This window comes from Alteromonas sp. ASW11-130, from assembly GCF_026183735.1.
Classification (GTDB): Bacteria; Pseudomonadota; Gammaproteobacteria; order Enterobacterales; family Alteromonadaceae; genus Alteromonas.
This window is the reverse complement of sequence record NZ_JAPFRE010000045.1, coordinates 222,182-238,359: the sequence shown is the minus strand read 5'-3', so window position 1 is coordinate 238,359 and position 16,178 is coordinate 222,182. Positions and strand designations below refer to the sequence as shown.

Annotated in this window: 14 protein-coding genes; 7 read left to right on the top strand and 7 right to left on the bottom strand. The window is 44.2% G+C overall.

Features of this window, described 5'->3' with window-relative positions; all coding sequences use genetic code 11:
* The first annotated feature begins 265 nt into the window (after positions 1-265).
* Positions 266-1,357 carry an FkbM family methyltransferase gene (locus OPS28_RS16255; protein ID WP_265610515.1) on the top strand — a complete coding sequence of 364 codons (1,092 nt, stop codon included), beginning with the start codon at positions 266-268 and terminating at the stop codon, positions 1,355-1,357.
* A 365-nt stretch (positions 1,358-1,722) separates the two neighbouring features.
* Here the strand turns inward: OPS28_RS16255 and OPS28_RS16250 are convergent, their stop codons facing one another.
* Complete coding sequence (locus OPS28_RS16250) at positions 1,723-2,346, bottom strand: trimeric intracellular cation channel family protein (protein WP_265610514.1); 624 nt, start codon at positions 2,344-2,346, stop codon at positions 1,723-1,725.
* Between the two features lie 324 nt (positions 2,347-2,670).
* Between OPS28_RS16250 and OPS28_RS16245 the strand changes: the two genes are divergently transcribed.
* From OPS28_RS16245 to ilvA, 3 genes are read left to right on the top strand one after another with little or no spacing between them, the layout of a single operon-like run.
* Positions 2,671-3,603, top strand: a complete 933-nt coding sequence (locus tag OPS28_RS16245; protein WP_265610513.1) for a branched-chain amino acid transaminase — start codon at positions 2,671-2,673, stop codon at positions 3,601-3,603.
* 17 nt (positions 3,604-3,620) lie between these two features.
* The gene (ilvD, locus tag OPS28_RS16240; protein WP_265610512.1) at positions 3,621-5,474 is read left to right on the top strand and encodes a dihydroxy-acid dehydratase; all 1,854 of its coding nucleotides are present in this window, start codon (positions 3,621-3,623) and stop codon (positions 5,472-5,474) included.
* Complete coding sequence (gene ilvA, locus OPS28_RS16235; RefSeq protein WP_265610511.1) at positions 5,471-7,012, top strand: threonine ammonia-lyase, biosynthetic; 1,542 nt, start codon at positions 5,471-5,473, stop codon at positions 7,010-7,012. The genes ilvD and ilvA overlap by 4 nt, the downstream gene beginning before the upstream one ends.
* Before the next feature lie 39 nt (positions 7,013-7,051).
* Here the strand turns inward: ilvA and plsB are convergent, their stop codons facing one another.
* The 5 genes from plsB to OPS28_RS16210 all read right to left on the bottom strand — a co-directional run bounded on the left by plsB (position 7,052) and on the right by OPS28_RS16210 (position 11,852).
* Positions 7,052-9,502 carry a glycerol-3-phosphate 1-O-acyltransferase PlsB gene (plsB, locus tag OPS28_RS16230; protein ID WP_265610510.1) on the bottom strand — a complete coding sequence of 817 codons (2,451 nt, stop codon included), beginning with the start codon at positions 9,500-9,502 and terminating at the stop codon, positions 7,052-7,054.
* A 78-nt stretch (positions 9,503-9,580) separates the two neighbouring features.
* Positions 9,581-10,063, bottom strand: a complete 483-nt coding sequence (locus OPS28_RS16225; RefSeq protein ID WP_265610509.1) for a GNAT family N-acetyltransferase — start codon at positions 10,061-10,063, stop codon at positions 9,581-9,583.
* Between the two features lie 53 nt (positions 10,064-10,116).
* Positions 10,117-10,542 carry a DUF2177 family protein gene (locus OPS28_RS16220; protein ID WP_265610508.1) on the bottom strand — a complete coding sequence of 142 codons (426 nt, stop codon included), beginning with the start codon at positions 10,540-10,542 and terminating at the stop codon, positions 10,117-10,119.
* Positions 10,543-10,857: 315 nt separating this feature from the next.
* The gene (locus OPS28_RS16215; RefSeq protein ID WP_265610507.1) at positions 10,858-11,262 is read right to left on the bottom strand and encodes a GFA family protein; all 405 of its coding nucleotides are present in this window, start codon (positions 11,260-11,262) and stop codon (positions 10,858-10,860) included.
* Positions 11,263-11,264: 2 nt separating this feature from the next.
* A complete protein-coding gene (locus OPS28_RS16210; RefSeq protein WP_265610506.1) occupies positions 11,265-11,852 on the bottom strand; it encodes a hypothetical protein in 588 nt (195 codons plus the stop codon).
* A gap of 385 nt (positions 11,853-12,237) precedes the next feature.
* Here OPS28_RS16210 and OPS28_RS16205 point away from each other — a divergent pair, with 385 nt between their 5' ends.
* The gene (locus tag OPS28_RS16205) at positions 12,238-13,269 is read left to right on the top strand and encodes a helix-turn-helix domain-containing protein (protein WP_265610505.1); all 1,032 of its coding nucleotides are present in this window, start codon (positions 12,238-12,240) and stop codon (positions 13,267-13,269) included.
* 101 nt (positions 13,270-13,370) lie between these two features.
* A complete protein-coding gene (locus tag OPS28_RS16200) occupies positions 13,371-14,726 on the top strand; it encodes an amidohydrolase family protein (protein WP_265610504.1) in 1,356 nt (451 codons plus the stop codon).
* 73 nt (positions 14,727-14,799) lie between these two features.
* Here the strand turns inward: OPS28_RS16200 and OPS28_RS16195 are convergent, their stop codons facing one another.
* Complete coding sequence (locus tag OPS28_RS16195) at positions 14,800-15,030, bottom strand: superinfection immunity protein (RefSeq protein WP_265610503.1); 231 nt, start codon at positions 15,028-15,030, stop codon at positions 14,800-14,802.
* Positions 15,031-15,359: 329 nt separating this feature from the next.
* On the opposite strand from OPS28_RS16195, the gene lexA reads away from it, so the two are divergent.
* Complete coding sequence (gene lexA / locus OPS28_RS16190) at positions 15,360-15,980, top strand: transcriptional repressor LexA (protein ID WP_265610502.1); 621 nt, start codon at positions 15,360-15,362, stop codon at positions 15,978-15,980.
* Positions 15,981-16,178: the final 198 nt, after the last annotated feature.

Below are 16,178 nucleotides of genomic sequence, written 5' to 3'. Positions count from 1 at the left end.
GACCCGTAGAGCAAAGATTGGGCAGTACGCGTAAGGGTAGCGAGCGGCTTCGTTGTGTGTACAACGCCCCCATAGTTTAATAGTCGTTCCCTCCACTTCAATTTCTAAGCGTAAGTTCTGGTTGTACGTCTGCAATACCACGCTTTTTCAATATTTATAGTTTGCTGAGATTGCTATCTCTAAGTGGGGGGCTGTAGTATTAATAAACTTTAGTTTATCGATTGTCCTTCTTTGGATTAATCCACTATTTAATCAAGTCAACGTAATGAATGTAGAAAAAGAAAGTGTAACAAGTGACGTATTGCACGTTCAGAGCCAAACCTTTGACATGTTAATGGAAGCCCCTAAAGTATTTGTCTACGGTGCGGGAGGGGCGGGTAAGTGTATTAGCGGTTTATTAAAGAATAAAGGAATTGAGATTGACGGGTTCATAGATAGTAATAGCTCACGTTCTGGTGAAGTGGTAGATGGCATCACTATTTATCGTGTAGATGAACTCAACTTGGTAAATAGCGTTGTCATCGTGGCCACCATGTTTTATTGGGAGGTTTTGCCAAAACTGGCGTTTGCGATTAACAAACTCGATAAATTATTATTTTATTTTCATTATGTAGAAGATCCTTCAACATTCTTTTTAACACCTTCTTACGCTGATAGTTGCAATCATTTAGTATCAATTCTTGCCGATGATCAGTCTCGGGAAGTGGTACGTTCTTTGTTATCTTATAGAGCGACTCTGGATAAAACGTATATCGATAGGATAAATACGTCACCCCAGTATTTCTGTGAGCTTCCCGCTCACATAGACTATTCAAATTTTTATGACATTGGTGCCTTTACAGGTGACACCTTAGACGCTTTAGATCAAAATAACATTACTCCTAAACAGATGGTATGTTTTGAACCGGACGAAAATAACTTCGAAGTATTAGAGCGTAAGTATTCGAGTGCGAAAGTGTCTCTGCAAAACGTGGCAGTTGGAAACGAAGAAGGTGTTATCAGATTTGAGCCAACCACATTAGGTTACTCTTCTAAAGTCGCGGATTCTGGGAGTGTAACGGTCAAACAAATTATGCTGGATAAATTCTGTGGTGGTGATATTGCCCCCCCAACATTTTTAAAGATTGACGTTGAAGGGAGTGATCTTGACGTTTTGAAAGGCGCAATTAATGTTATCTCAAGACAAAGACCTACCATCGCTGTGTCTATTTATCATAATCCAGCACATCTTCACGCAATACCGACCTGGATAAACGAGAACTTGACTGACTATGACCTTTTTATTCGGCATCACAGAGATTCCATCTATGAAACGATTTGTTATGCGGTACCCAAGGAACGTGTTAATGAAAGTTGATGTGGTTATTTATATATAAAAAAGCAAACAAGCTTACGGCGAATATCATTGAGATAAAGCATCAATACATCCGTCAGGTTGGAACAACTTAAATCGTCAAAACTTAACCTATCCAGCATTGCGGCGAAGGGCAGAGTTTATCTCGCTTTCGCCATCAGTTAACATAGTTTTTAACCCTTCTTCACACCACCCCTTAGCGAATAAGTCGGTTTTACAAAACATATATGCGATCAAGGTGGCTGTTAACTCGGAGAGTGAAGTCTGCGATTGGTGCGTAAAACTAACCGATAACAAAACTGTTTATTATCCCGCTATTTTTTAGCGTATTAGTTACTCAACTTCTTAAATAAAAAGTGTTCTTAGCATCAGTTTTTTGGCTGTTCGCTATGAAAAACAGGCAATTGCCAATGCCAACGCATAGCCCCTAGCCGCATAAGTATGGTAATGACTAATGCAAGCGTCATACAGACCTGACTACTTAGTTCCATATAATAAGCAATGGCATACCCCAACCCGCCGACGATACAGGTAATGGCATAGAGTTCACCGTTTAGTACCAGTGGAATTTCTCGGCATATTACATCGCGAAGCAAGCCGCCGAATACGCCAGTAATGGTGCCCATGGCGATAGCTACCGCCATAGGCGCATCAACCATTAAGGCTTTTTCCAGGCCAACTATGTTAAATAACGCCAGACCAAACGCATCAGCAATTAATAAATAGTGATAAGGGAAGCGGGGACTAAAACGTAACCATATTATAGTGATGAAAGCAGCCAGCAACGTGATGTAAAGATAATCTGTATTCTGTACCCAGAATACAGGTAAATCCAATACCATATCTCGTAAAGTCCCCCCCCCGATAGCGGTAACCGAGGCTAAAACTACAACACCAAAGCCATCCATACGTTTCTGGTAGGCCATTAACGTGCCCGAAATTGCACATACCGCGACGCCGGCTAAGTTAATGATATGAAACCAATCTCCCATACTGCTTTCCGATTTTTTGGATAGTTAATTTCAAAATACTTGAATATGAGGTTTATTTCATGCTATTTATTTTATTAAGTAAAAAGTCCTAGCCAGCTTTTTGCGTTAACTATCCAACTATCGCAATCTGTTATGCAACAGCTTTGCGACCATCGAAATCTTGCCAGTATCGGGCAGGAATATTTACACCTGTATGAACTAAAAGTGGTCTGACGAAAGCGAACGTTATTGGGTGCTTGTGCCCTGTCATGTATTATTCGTTGCGATACTAATTACATTGCATTGGCAGTACGGAGCCTAGCTCCCACATTCATAGGATTAAACATGGCTAAACAACTTGCTGACTATATTTGGTTTAACGGCAAAATCGTACCTTGGAAAGAGGCTACCGTTCACGTTTTAACTCACGCAATTCACTACGGTTCATCAGTGTTTGAAGGTATTCGTGCCTATAACACTCCCGACCAAGGTACCTGTGTTTTTCGACTTCAGGAACACAATCGTCGTTTGTACGACTCGGCCAAAATTTATCGTATGACCATTCCTTATTCACTTGAGCAAATCAATGAAGGCACATTAGAGATCATTCGTAAAAACGAACTGAAATCCGCGTATATCCGTCCTATTGCCTACTACGGTGATATCGGCATGGGGCTTCAAGTGCCCTTTGGTCAAGAGACTGAAGTATCGATTGCAGCCTTTGAGTGGGGTGCTTACTTAGGTGATGAAGCGTTGAAGAATGGTGTCGATGCAGGTATTTCATCGTGGAACCGCCTGGCAGCTAACACCATGCCTACTGGGGCTAAAGCAGGTGGTAATTATTTATCTTCTCAGCTTATTTCGATGGAAGCGAGGCGTCACGGTTATGGCGAAGGTATTGCGTTAGACGTCAACGGCTATATCAGTGAAGGAGCGGGCGAGAATATCTTTGTTATTCGCAACGGCATTGTTAGCACGACACCTAAAACTGCTGCAATCTTACCGGGTATTACCCGAGATACAGTTATAACCTTGCTTAAAGAAATGGGTTATGAAGTACGTGAAGAGAATATCCCACGAGAAGCCATGTATCTGGCCGACGAAATTCTAATGTGCGGTACAGCCGCTGAAGTCACGCCCGTTCGCAGCGTGGATGGAATTAAAGTGGGCAACGGCGCTCGAGGACCCATCACCGAACAGGTTCAAGACATGTTTTTCGGTCTGTTCAACGGTAAAACACCTGATAAATGGGGTTGGTTAACACCCGTTTACAAATAACATTATGGTAACACGACATGCCCAAACTACGATCTGCAACTACCACCGAAGGCCGTAATATGGCAGGTGCCAGAGCACTCTGGCGCGCCACTGGAATGAAAGATGGTGACTTTGGTAAGCCCATTATCGCCATCGCGAATTCCTTTACTCAATTCGTACCCGGGCATGTTCATCTTAAAGACTTAGGTCAGCTGGTTGCAGAACATGTTGAACTAGCAGGAGGCGTTGCCAAAGAATTCAACACCATCGCTGTCGATGACGGAATCGCCATGGGACATGGCGGCATGCTTTACAGCCTGCCCTCGCGTGAAATCATTGCCGATTCTGTGGAATATATGGTAAATGCTCACTGCGCCGATGCATTGGTATGCATTTCTAACTGCGACAAGATCACACCCGGAATGTTAATGGCGGCTATGCGCTTAAATATTCCAGTAGTATTTGTATCTGGCGGTCCAATGGAGGCGGGTAAAACCCAGCTTTCCGATCAAATTATCAAATTAGACTTAGTCGACGCCATGGTTGCCGCTGCCGACGATTCAGTGAGTGACGAACAAAGTGATGAGATAGAACGTTCAGCCTGCCCCACCTGCGGTTCCTGTTCCGGCATGTTCACCGCGAATTCAATGAACTGTTTAACCGAAGCCTTAGGCTTAGCGCTACCAGGGAATGGGTCGACGCTGGCTACCCACGCGGATAGGAAAAAACTATTTGAGCAGGCTGGCAAGGTGATTGTCGACTTATGCGAGCGTTGGTACAAACACAATGATGCTTCTGCCTTACCCAGAAATATCGCGAATCGTAAGGCATTCGAAAATGCCATGAGTCTGGATATCGCTATGGGAGGTTCCACCAATACTATTTTGCATTTATTGGCGGCCGCGTCTGAAGGTGAAGTGCCCTTTACCATGGAGGATATAGACCGTTTATCAAAGCGGGTTCCTCACTTGTGTAAAGTCGCGCCCGCTACCCCTAAATACCATATGGAAGATGTCCACCGTGCCGGCGGCGTGATGGGCATTTTAGCTGAACTCGCGCGCGGTGGTTTGCTGCACCAGAATGTGGCTCATATTTTAGGTGGCACGCTTAATAACGTGCTGGATGCCTGGGATATCACTAACGAAAACAATCACGCTGCGATTGAGTTTTATCGGGCGGGGCCGGCGGGGATCAGAACCACTAAAGCCTTCAGTCAGGCATGCCGATGGCCGAATGTGGATGCCAATCGTGAGCAAGGCTGTATTCGTAAAATTGATCACGCGTATAGTAAGGATGGTGGCCTGGCCGTGCTTTACGGCAATATTGCCACAAACGGTTGTATAGTTAAAACCGCTGGTGTAGACGAAAGCATTCTTACCTTCACTGGACGCGCACGCGTATTCGAAAGCCAAGAGGATGCGGTTTCTGCGATCCTTGCGGATAAAATAGTGGCAGGCGACGTTGTGGTCATTCGCTATGAAGGCCCTAAAGGGGGGCCGGGTATGCAAGAGATGCTTTATCCCACCTCGTATTTAAAGTCGAAAGGTCTAGGTAAAAGCTGTGCGTTAATCACTGATGGTCGTTTTTCTGGGGGGACCAGTGGTTTATCTGTTGGGCACTGTTCGCCAGAAGCAGCGAGCAAAGGCGGCATCGCGCTCATCCAGGACGACGATCAAATAGCCATCGATATTCCTAACAGAAGCATTAATGTTCTTATCTGCGATGAAGATATGCAAGCCCGCTTTCAATCGATGGTAAATAGTGCAAAACCATGGCAGCCTGTAGCCCGTCAACGGGCGGTTACGACAGCGTTGAAATCCTTCGCACTGATTGCCACGAGCGCCGACCGAGGTGCCGTCAGGGACAAGAAAAAGTTGGATGAACTGCTATGAATCAGCCTACTTATAATGATTACTTAAAAAAGATCCTGCTCGCCCCGGTTTATGACGCCGCCGTCCAAAGTGACGTCACCTTAATGACCAGATTGTCTCATTTATTGGGTAATGAGGTCTTTTTAAAGCGTGAAGATCAGCAGCCGGTCAAATCGTTTAAATTACGTGGCGCATATAATCGTCTTACTACGCTAACCGAGAAGCAGCGCGAAGCGGGTATCATCGCAGCTTCAGCCGGAAACCACGCGCAAGGATTAGCATATGGTGCAAAAATGTGTGGTATCAAGGCCACAATCGTCATGCCAGAAACTACGCCGGGGATTAAAGTCGAGGCAGTGAAACGTTTTGGTGGGCAGTTTGTCAACGTGATACAGCACGGTACCAGCTTTGATATTGCCAGCCAGTACGCCTATCAAGTGGGTGAAGAACGCGGTCTAACCTTTATACCTCCCTTTGACGACCCTGATGTTATCGCTGGACAAGGAACTATTGGCAAAGAGTTACTCGAGCAACTGCCACACCTTGATATGATATTTGTGGCCGTGGGTGGAGGTGGATTAGCCGCTGGTATCGCAGTGTATCTAAAGCAACTACGTCCAGACATTAAAATTATTGCGGTAGAAGCAGAAGAGTCAGCGTGTTTTAAAGCGGCTAAGCAACAAGGGAAACCCGTTGCGTTGCCCTCTGTGGGTATATTTGCCGACGGCGTGGCGGTAAAAACAATGGGCGCTGAAACCTTTCGGTTATGCAATGCGCTGATTGACGAAATTGTTACGGTAACCAATGATGAAATTTGTGCGGCGATAAAAGATATTTTTGACGACACACGCGTTATCGCTGAACCAGCGGGTGCACTGTCGGTGGCTGCTATCAAAAAATATGTAAAAGAACATTCGTTAAGCAAGACGAAACTTGCAGGGATATTGTGTGGTGCAAACATAAACTTTCACACCCTTCGTTATGTATCAGAGCGATGTGAGTTAGGGGAGCGCAAAGAAGCGGTATTTGCTGCCACCATTCCAGAACGTACTGGTGCATTTAAGCAGTTTTGTGAGTGCGTAGGCGACAAGGCTATAACTGAATTTAACTATCGTTATGCAGGAGAGCGCGAAGCGCATGTCTTTGTTGGCATACGTTTAAAAGAGGGGGCGCAGGAATTTACAGCACTGGCAGATACCTTGCAAAATGGCGGCTTTGATACATTCGATTTATCTGACAACGAATTGGCAAAGCTTCATGTAAGACATATGGTGGGTGGTAGGCCTCCCACCATTCTAAATGAGTCGGTGTTTGCGTTTGAGTTTCCCGAGTACCCCGGGGCCTTGCTTAGGTTTTTAAGTACCCTGGGTGAACGCTGGAATATTACCTTGTTCCATTATCGAAATCATGGGGCCGCCCAGGGTCTAGTGTTAGCAGGGTTTGATATACCGCCTGGAAGTAGGGAAGAATTCGATGAGCATTTAAAACAGTTAGATTATCAGTATCAAGATGTCAGTAATGACCCCGCCTATCGGTTCTTCTTGTCCACGCCTAAATAACAAAAAAAGGCTCTGGTATCAGAGCCTTTTTGTTCTCAGTTACGTGGTGCTGAAATCAACCTTTTCTAGATGTTGGACGATTTCAGGCCAAACTAACGCCATCACATCCTGACGTAATGCTTCGCTTTCTTCTGAATGCTTGAAACTTCCATCAGCTGTGATATCCAGCCAGTGATTATCCCGCAAGGCGGTGATAAAACTCGATAGTACATTTTTGTCATAGAACTCTGGCGAGCTCATGCCAAACAATGTTGATAGACGCTCGGCCACAACCCGACTTACCCGTTCTAGCTCATTCCGGCTTAGCACTTTTTGCTTGCTGATAACAGTAAGCACCACCGCATAGCGCTGAAACGTTTCTTGCATACAACGGCTAAGCAACCAGGCATTGTGAAATTGTGGTGATTGAGTAGGTGGCGGCGAAACAAACGTTTCATTTTCTACTAGCAGTCCTTGATCAACAAAAAAGCTAATGAGCTTATCTGCATAGGCCAGCGCTTGATCCTGCGTCAAATATATAAATAACTCTTTTTGAAGCAGTGGGTAAAGTGCGGCTACTAACTGTAACGTACGATTTCTATCTACGCCATTACAGGCAAACACTTGGGCAAATATCAGCCCAGGTAGCGCAAACACGTGTTGGATGTTATTACGATAATACGTCAGGTAGATAGCAGAGTTGGGTTGAGGACCAATTAATTTACCGTAGCCATCGTCGGTAATAGTAAATTTATCCAACTTCAGGGTGGACTTAACCAAATCAGAGGCAGACATGTCAGGAAGCGTGGCATCGCTACTAAACGGCACCTCTTTAAGCATGGTCATGTAACACTCTACGGCACTGGTCAGCTCGGTTTCACTCATTCGTTGGGTTTTTGAAGACAGCAGACAAAGTGAAGTAATCGCCATACCATTAATCGCAGCGGCCTTATTGATCCTTACCATTACCGAGTTCGCCAGTGTATTGACCGTCGGCGTGAGCCAGCCTGGTTTCTTATCGGGGTCCGCGGCTAACTGGCTGCGCCAATCCGGCACCGTTTTTTCCAGGAACTGACTTAAATGGATGGGTTCACCAAAGTTAACGAAGCCATGACCGTAGTTTTTAAGTTTGCGAATAGCGGAAAACACCTGCAAGTTAGATTCTTTTTTCTTGCCACTACCTTTTAATTCACTTAAGTAGCTTTTGACTTCCATCACGTTTTCGTAGCCGATATACACGGGTACGATACTAACCGGACGGTTTACACCCTTTATTAATGCTTGCATCGTCATCGCCAGCATTCCCGTTTTCGGCGGGATCAAACGACCTGTTCGACTACGACCTCCTTCAGGATAATACTTAACGGAATAGCCCCGATTGAAAAGTAATTCCAAATATTCTCTGAATACTGCGGTATAAAGTTTATTGCCGGCAAAAGAGCGGCGAAGAAAAAACGCCCCACCGCGGCGAAAGATTTTACCGACAGGCCAAAAGTTAAGGTTAATGCCTGCTGCAATGTGCGGCGTGACCATTCCTTCATGATAAATCACGTAGGTCAGCAGTAGGTAATCCATGTGACTGCGATGGCAAGGCACGTAAATTATTTCGTGTCCATTGCGAGCTAATTCGCGAATACGGTCGGCATGTTTAACACTGATGCCGTTATATATTTTATTCCAGATACGGGTAAGAAGACGATCGCCAAAACGAACCAGACCCTCGCGGTAATCGGCGGCAATCTCATCGATATACGATCTCGCATTTTCCCTGGCTTTTTCTGGACTAACCTTTTTGTCTTTCGCTTCGTCAGCAACTGCACGGCGAACCGAAGCAGAACCTAAAACAGAGTTGTATAAGGTTTCGCGTTCTAACAGGGTTGGGCCCGTCATGCTTTGACGCTTTCTATGAAAGTGAGTGCTTGCTACCCGCATCAACTTTTGTGCGATATGGCTGTCGCTACCATGATGTGCAGCCATTTGTTGTGCCGAAACAGCGCGGCTAAAACTTATAAAGTTGTCGCGACCCAACAATATGACAATAAATAATTTACGTAGCCAGCTTGGAGCGGTGCGGTCGGCAATGAGATCAGCTAAACCCGGCTTGCCCTTTCCAGGCGCTCTTCCCCACGAAATGAAAACAGGCACGACTTGCGCGTCTATTTCATTGTGGTCACGGTGTAAATGCACCAGTTCGGTAAAGACTGACTCAACTTCAGTGTTGGCGGCCTGCTTTTTGAAAAGCGGTTGCGTCTTACGTAAAAATAAAACGCCAGGGTAATGTCTACCTGCTAGCTCAACCGAAGTATTCGGTGTGGGCAACCTAAGATTTTTGGCGGCCATTCTTAGTGCCAGTTGATCCGTTACCGAATCAGTTGGCAATAGATAAATGATTGGTTTACTGGTATCTATACCAAGTTCATCAGACACACTTGCCGGAATACTGTGTGGCTTGACTAACCATTTAACGGGATAATGAAACACTTTAAGCAGTGTATTTCGCATCCACGACATGCATATAGCCCTGTTCAGTTAAAAACGGCGAAGTGTACCACAACTTATAAGACAATCCTCATTCGATTGAATTAAGCGTTAATTTTGACTTTTCTTTCTTTGATAGCGCATGGCCACATTACACCGCGTATAAGCTTTTCCATAAGTTTGTAGAATTTCCTTATCGTGTACAAAACCTTGCTTTTCGTATAGGTGGATGGCAGCTTGGCATTTATCGTTAGTTAGCAAAAATAAAGTTTGGTATGCAATAACCTCAGCCTTCGATATTACAAAGCTTAGCAACTTTTCGCCTACCTTCAATCCTCTGGCGTAAGAACTGACCCCCATTTTAGTTAATTCAAAAATGCCATCAGCCCTTTTAAGCAGTGCGCAGGTACCCACTATGCCGTGCTCCGGATGCTTGGCGAACCAAATATATCCACCGCGATCAATAACGTATGTTTGAGGGTTGCTAATTACTTTCTCATCAATGGGCTCCAATACAAACATATCGCTAATCCATTCACGATTAATGGAATCAAAGTAAGGGGCAAGTTGGGGGCTGAATTTTAGAAATTCCATAAGCAACTATTTGAATGAACTCTCTAATCAATTTAAGCGATATTGTTCATCTGTCAACTTCTATTGCGCTTATGCACGCTACGGGTCGCTGCACTGCCAGCCAGCGCTACCAGGGCGGTCGGCCCTGTTCCCCACGTCCAGTCAATTAATGCCATTTCTAGCGGCCATCCAGCAATGGTTGAGTAACCCGTTAAATTGTAAGTGCCGTAGGCGGTAGCGCCCAACACCGCACCAGCCAGAAAAGGGTGCGAGATAGGCTGGCCAAGCGAAGGGAGGATGGCAAGATACATAACGGCAGCGCCATAGCCTAAATAAAAAAGTATCCACGGCCAGGTTACAAAGTCTTCTCTTAGTAAGGTAGAAAATGCCTCCTGATACCAAGGCATGGCAATTAAGCCTAGCCACATTCCATCAAACAAACCAAAGGCGACCAATACCGCAGCATATCCAATAAGCCAGGTGGAAGGGTTAACTCGCATTAGCGTTCCTTATTATTTTTAGGGGGAACCGCGCCAAAATAAACTGGCTGGGCTTACCGTTTTTTTAAATCGTTTAGCAGCTGTGCAGTATGTTTGTTCCGGGTTATCTTGTCTTTGCTATCGATAACTCAGTAAATATACTTGTCGGGCGCCACAAAAGTAATGCCGTGTCAGTAAGGTGATGCATCCGCGTCACCCTTTCACACGGGTAAAAATGTGTCAGGTAATTTATGTACCACTACCCCATGAATAGACACTCTATGCGCTGCCACTTGCTTATTCGGTGCGGAACCACTTTTTCAGGCTCATGGCCTTTTACCTTCCTGGCTCATGGCTGTCATACCGAGGTAAATCATCGTCAAGATTATCCCAGTTGGCTTTGGAAGAAACAAAATTATGAGAAATAGGACGTTCATCGATATCGGAATCCACAATTCCAATACGCAACCTTAAGCGTTCAGGGTCTGTAGCATTGGAACTAAATAAAGGCGAGGCGCACTTTTTACAGAAGTGACGTTTGCGGCCAGGCTTTATTTCATACCATTGAACGGTATCTTCACCCCGCACTATAGCCAACGCGTTTTTTTGTATGAATCCATTGGTAGCATATGCGGTGCCACTGGATTTACGGCATAGCGAACAATGACAATGAATAATTGATGATATCGGGCCATTGATGGCTAACTTAACCGCGCCACATAAGCAGCTCCCTTCGTACATAACTAGTCCTTCTTAATTTGTTCTGTTTGAGGTAGGCAGGGGTGTTTATTCGGCTTCGTCGAATCGCACACACTAAAGTGGCTTAAGTAACTTAGCCACATCAACCATTCTTCTTTGTTAGGGATGGAAGCAAAAGTCCGCCGAAAAGTATATTGAGCTTCATTGCCAGAAATGGCTTTATGGAGCACTAACACCGTCGCCCCAGCTACAGGTTGGCAAAGACTGCGCCAGGTGATTTGAGGGTAGCCATTTTGATCGGCAGCAGACAATACCTTACTGGAAAATCCGCTTTCACACGCCTGAACACCCAGTGTGTCGTCATCCCGTTTAAGTTGAGTGATATCAACGTTAGGCGAATCATAATACACAAAGGTTTGGGCAATGTCGTTTGAGGTTGTGGATGTCCATCGGGTTTCTAAAACATTCATCTCGGCGGAGGGAAACCGTTCGGCTTCCCACTCACCACTCGGTAATGGCATTTTTTGAACTAACATCTCGCCTCGTTCAACAGCTTTAGGTGGCGCTGCACACGCATTGATAAGCGTGATGAAAAGTAACAAGAAGGGTTTGTCAAAAAAATTTCTGCTCACAAAGGTCTCAACATATTTGTCTTTATCCGCACGTTAGCTAGTTTACCGTTATATAGTATAAGGCAGCAGATAAATTTCAGTATTCGAAATAGCAGACAACCCCTATACCGCATACGACTCCTTTAGCTAAGCGTGCGTTTGTTTCATTTCTTTAGCGAGGTCTATCGACTTTTGCGAACGGAGTTTAGTTATATTTGTTTAAATTCTAATCAGCTGTTTCTGTTTTACCACAAATTTATTATGCAGAATGCCCGCATGCGCTTTCAGATGGGATATGTAAATTTCAGAACATCGTTTCGTAGAAACATTTAACGACACCTTATTTACCTGTAGTATTTCTTCAAATCTCCCTATTGTAAATTTCTAAGGGACAGGCAGGTACAGTATGGAATCCCTCAGCTTTGTGAATCTTATTCACGCTTCTTCGTTCAGCGTATGTATATTAGGTGGCATGCTTTTATGGCGTGTTCATAACTGCAGGGGCATAGCACTTTTGCTGTATCTTGTCGCGTTCGCGTCATTTGTCAATATTGCTGAAGAAACAGGGATAACACGGGATATTTATTTAATTAGTCCGATTTTTATAATGCTATTTGGGCCAGCGTTTTACCTTGCTGTTAAAAAGTTAACCGGAGAGCCGCTGGATAAAAAGTACATGCTGCACTTTCTACCTGTGGTGCCCGTAATTTTCATGACCGAAAACGTGCAATTGGTCATCGCGATCGGAACGATTTGGCGGCTTTGTTATGCCTATTTAACAGTAGTCTGCCTGCTTAGCTACAAAAAGCTGCTGGATCAAGAACGGTCTGACGCAGATGACTTTTCCTTCAGGTGGCTAATTGGGTTAGTGATTGCTACGGCCTTTTTTAATTTTATTGATCTGATAAGACTTAATAGTCAGCATCTTATTTCGTACGAAGTTAACGTGTTTGGGCAAGGGGTTAACAATGTAATTTGGTTCGTAGCGGTGTTGATTATTATAGTTAAGGCACTAGAGCAAACGACGTATCCAGTTTTTGCAAAGAATGGCTTCCAGCCAAAAATAAATGACGTGGCTAACACAGACACGTCCGAAGAATATCAATCGACATTCTCCGAATTAGACAGACTGATTATTTCTAACCAGTGGTTTCTTACCCCCAAGCTTACACTTAATGAACTCGGTCAGTTAACGGGTTTGCAGGTAAGAGAGATATCGAGGGCAGTGAATCTTGTGGCTGGAAAATCTTTCAATGAGTATATCAATTGTTATCGTGTCAATTATGTATGTGAAAAAATAAAACAAGGCAATTCGCACTCCCTCACTCAGCTTTTTCATGACGCCGGGTTTAGCTCGAAAGCCTCTTTCAACAAATCCTTTAAACAAGTAGTGGGTGTTACACCCAGCGAATATAGGGCAAGTACGCTATCAAGTTAGCAAGTCTATAATCACGATAATTGACGATAAAATACAAGATTACAGACGCTTGGAGCGCGACCATCGGTTAACTTCATTCTCCTTTTCTTTAGGAGTGTTCCATGAAATACCATCTTGTTGTCTTTTTATTTATTGTCGGCTGTGCGAATACGTCACACGCAAATCTTATTCAACAATCTTTTTTACTTACGGACGTTAACATCGTCGATGTGAAGCATAAACAAATTATACGTGGTCAAAATTTGTTTATTCAAAATGGCATAATTAAAAAAATAAGCAGTGATTTGCTTTCGTTTAAAGATAAAAATTTGCCCATAATTGCGGGCAAAGGGGGGTACGTAACCCCTGGGCTGATCGATATGCACGTGCATATGTTTGAGCCCGCTGCCTATACCATCGCGCTGAGTCATGGCGTAACCCACGTTCGCGTTATGAATGGGGTTCCTGCGCAACTAAAATGGCGTGACCAGGTTGAAAATGGAACGCTAATTGGGAGTTCCTCTACCGTAAGCAGTCCTATTCTATCTGGTTTTATGGACGCCTATTTACACCATGGTGTGCAATCTACTAGGGCAGCGCAGGCGGCGGTGCAAAAGTATCACGCGCAAGGCTATGATCTTATCAAAGCTTATGGAAACTTGAATCCGCAAGCGCTAAAGGCTGTGCTCGATGCAGCGAAAGCGCTAAACATCCCCGTTGCGAAGCACGGACCGCATGCCTCTGGAGAAATGCTTACAACATCATTGGTGGGCGTACAATCGCTGGAACACGTTGAAGATATATATCAGGGGCCACTAAATTATCAGTTTGATACTGAGAGGCTGACACAGGCCATTACTGAATTAAGAGCTATTGGAGTACCTATAACACCTACGCTTAATATTTTTTATCAGCTCACTAAATTAAGCGTGCAAAAGGACGCGTTTTTAGCGTCACAGCCACAACAATACACTTCTGATATTATTGCTCTGGAAGCAAAGACTAATCAGGTCTCACGATGGCTAAATGCCTCAGATAAGTTGGCGGCCCACAACCAGCAAATATTTCAATTTTTATTGGATATCACTAAGCGCTTACACGAAAGCGATGTTGCACTATTAGTAGGGTCTGATTCGGGCGTTTTGCTCTCCCCTCATGGTCTTGCTACACATACAGAAATGGCCCTACTACAAAAAGCTGGATTAAATAGCTTCGACGTACTAGCTGCAGCAACTATCACGCCCGCAAAGACGTTGGCGATGGATAATAAAATAGGTCAGGTTAAAGCCAATTTCTCGGCAGATTTTGTTTTTACAAAAGTCAATCCTGTCGCCAACCTAGAGGCGCTGAGAACCCCTGATGCAGTTGTGAAAAAAGGAATCTGGTATTCCCAGAAAGAGCTTCAAGCGTTAAGAAATAAAGCCATTGATGAAAGAAGTATTTGGCAGGAAATAATCACACTGTTTGAAGCGCTTTAGCGAATACGCGCTGGTTAATTTAGTTCTTGTGCACTATCAGACACTGATTAACCAGCTTTTTTGCGCAGACGGGCTATGATAGTTTCCGTTGTATATATTCTCCGGCCTTCCCCGTTGCGGCCCAAGCTATAAGTGCTCCCCAGGCTATAAATGAAAAACCAGCGGGAATATTAAGTACGGCTATTTTAACCAAATGACGACGGTTGAAAAATACCGCTAATAGGGTGGGTAAAAAATATATCAATAAAAAGAATACGCCAAATAACATTAATGATAGGACGTCACTTTGCTGCCAGGCTTGCATTATAGGGTCTATAAAATCACTGGGGCTTATGCACCTACGAAGAGTCGTCACCCCGTGGAAAAACGGGGTCTCTTTGACCGATATCGTACAATTAGAAAAGTGTTTTTTTAAGTTTTACGATAACAGTCATGGAGGTCACAGAAAATGCTGCGCATAAATACCATGGTGAGAGCGTATATAAATAAATCTCAATAAAAACAGTTGGTTTTAGTCGAGTTCAATGATGCTGGAATGTTTTTGAGTTAAACTGGAACCCACGAAATAAAGCCTTGTCATTTCTTAGACGCGGGTTATACTAATCGCTAACTGTATAGAAAAACAGGCTGTTTATGCGTCCACTTACCCCAAGACAAACGGAAGTACTGGAATTAATCAAAGGCACCATGCAGGCCACGGGAATGCCGCCTACGCGTGCGGAAATTGCTAGAGAGTTAGGGTTTAAATCTGCTAATGCTGCCGAAGAGCACTTAAAAGCATTGGCGCGTAAAGGTGTAATCGAAATTTTGCCGGGCACGTCGCGTGGCATTCGTTTATTACTGCAGGATGATGAGCCGGAAGAAACGGGTTTGCCATTAATTGGTAGAGTAGCCGCTGGCGAGCCGATCCTTGCGCAAGAACATGTAGAAGCCCATTATAAAGTCGACCCTACCTTATTTAAGCCTCAAGCTGATTTTTTGCTGCGGGTAAATGGCATGAGCATGAGAGATATCGGCATCCTGGATGGTGATCTACTGGCTGTACACAGAACTGTGGATGTTCATAATGGGCAAGTTGTTGTAGCGCGCGTTGATGAAGATGTGACAGTAAAACGACTTGAGAAAAAAGGCGAACAGATAGTTCTTCATGCTGAAAATGATGAATTTTCGCCAATTAAAGTGGACCTTTCCTGTCAGCCATTCGCGATTGAAGGTATTGCTGTTGGCGTAATTCGCAACGCTGACTGGATGTAACTTCTATAGGCTGTTAAACCTCATTAACAGCCTTTTCCTTCCCAAGTATCAAAATTTCCTTATACCTCGGCTACTTGTCAATATTTGCAGGGCGTATCCTAAGTCATTTTATGCACTTACATAGTGCAACCCTGTACATAAAACATTCAAATTTACCTGATAAACTCTACTTTGATTAAAAGTTGAGCGGATCGACGC

Bases quoted from the DNA above. Each gene is read 5' to 3' on its own strand.
- OPS28_RS16255 (WP_265610515.1), top strand. From the start codon at position 266: ATGAATGTAGAAAAAGAAAGTGTAACAAGTGACGTATTGCACGTTCAG.
- OPS28_RS16250 (WP_265610514.1), bottom strand. From the start codon at position 2,346: ATGGGAGATTGGTTTCATATCATTAACTTAGCCGGCGTCGCGGTATGT.
- OPS28_RS16245 (WP_265610513.1), top strand. From the start codon at position 2,671: ATGGCTAAACAACTTGCTGACTATATTTGGTTTAACGGCAAAATCGTA.
- ilvD (WP_265610512.1), top strand. From the start codon at position 3,621: ATGCCCAAACTACGATCTGCAACTACCACCGAAGGCCGTAATATGGCA.
- ilvA (WP_265610511.1), top strand. From the start codon at position 5,471: ATGAATCAGCCTACTTATAATGATTACTTAAAAAAGATCCTGCTCGCC.
- plsB (WP_265610510.1), bottom strand. From the start codon at position 9,502: ATGTCGTGGATGCGAAATACACTGCTTAAAGTGTTTCATTATCCCGTT.
- OPS28_RS16225 (WP_265610509.1), bottom strand. From the start codon at position 10,063: ATGGAATTTCTAAAATTCAGCCCCCAACTTGCCCCTTACTTTGATTCC.
- OPS28_RS16220 (WP_265610508.1), bottom strand. From the start codon at position 10,542: ATGCGAGTTAACCCTTCCACCTGGCTTATTGGATATGCTGCGGTATTG.
- OPS28_RS16215 (WP_265610507.1), bottom strand. From the start codon at position 11,262: ATGTACGAAGGGAGCTGCTTATGTGGCGCGGTTAAGTTAGCCATCAAT.
- OPS28_RS16205 (WP_265610505.1), top strand. From the start codon at position 12,238: ATGGAATCCCTCAGCTTTGTGAATCTTATTCACGCTTCTTCGTTCAGC.
- OPS28_RS16200 (WP_265610504.1), top strand. From the start codon at position 13,371: ATGAAATACCATCTTGTTGTCTTTTTATTTATTGTCGGCTGTGCGAAT.
- OPS28_RS16195 (WP_265610503.1), bottom strand. From the start codon at position 15,030: ATGCAAGCCTGGCAGCAAAGTGACGTCCTATCATTAATGTTATTTGGC.
- lexA (WP_265610502.1), top strand. From the start codon at position 15,360: ATGCGTCCACTTACCCCAAGACAAACGGAAGTACTGGAATTAATCAAA.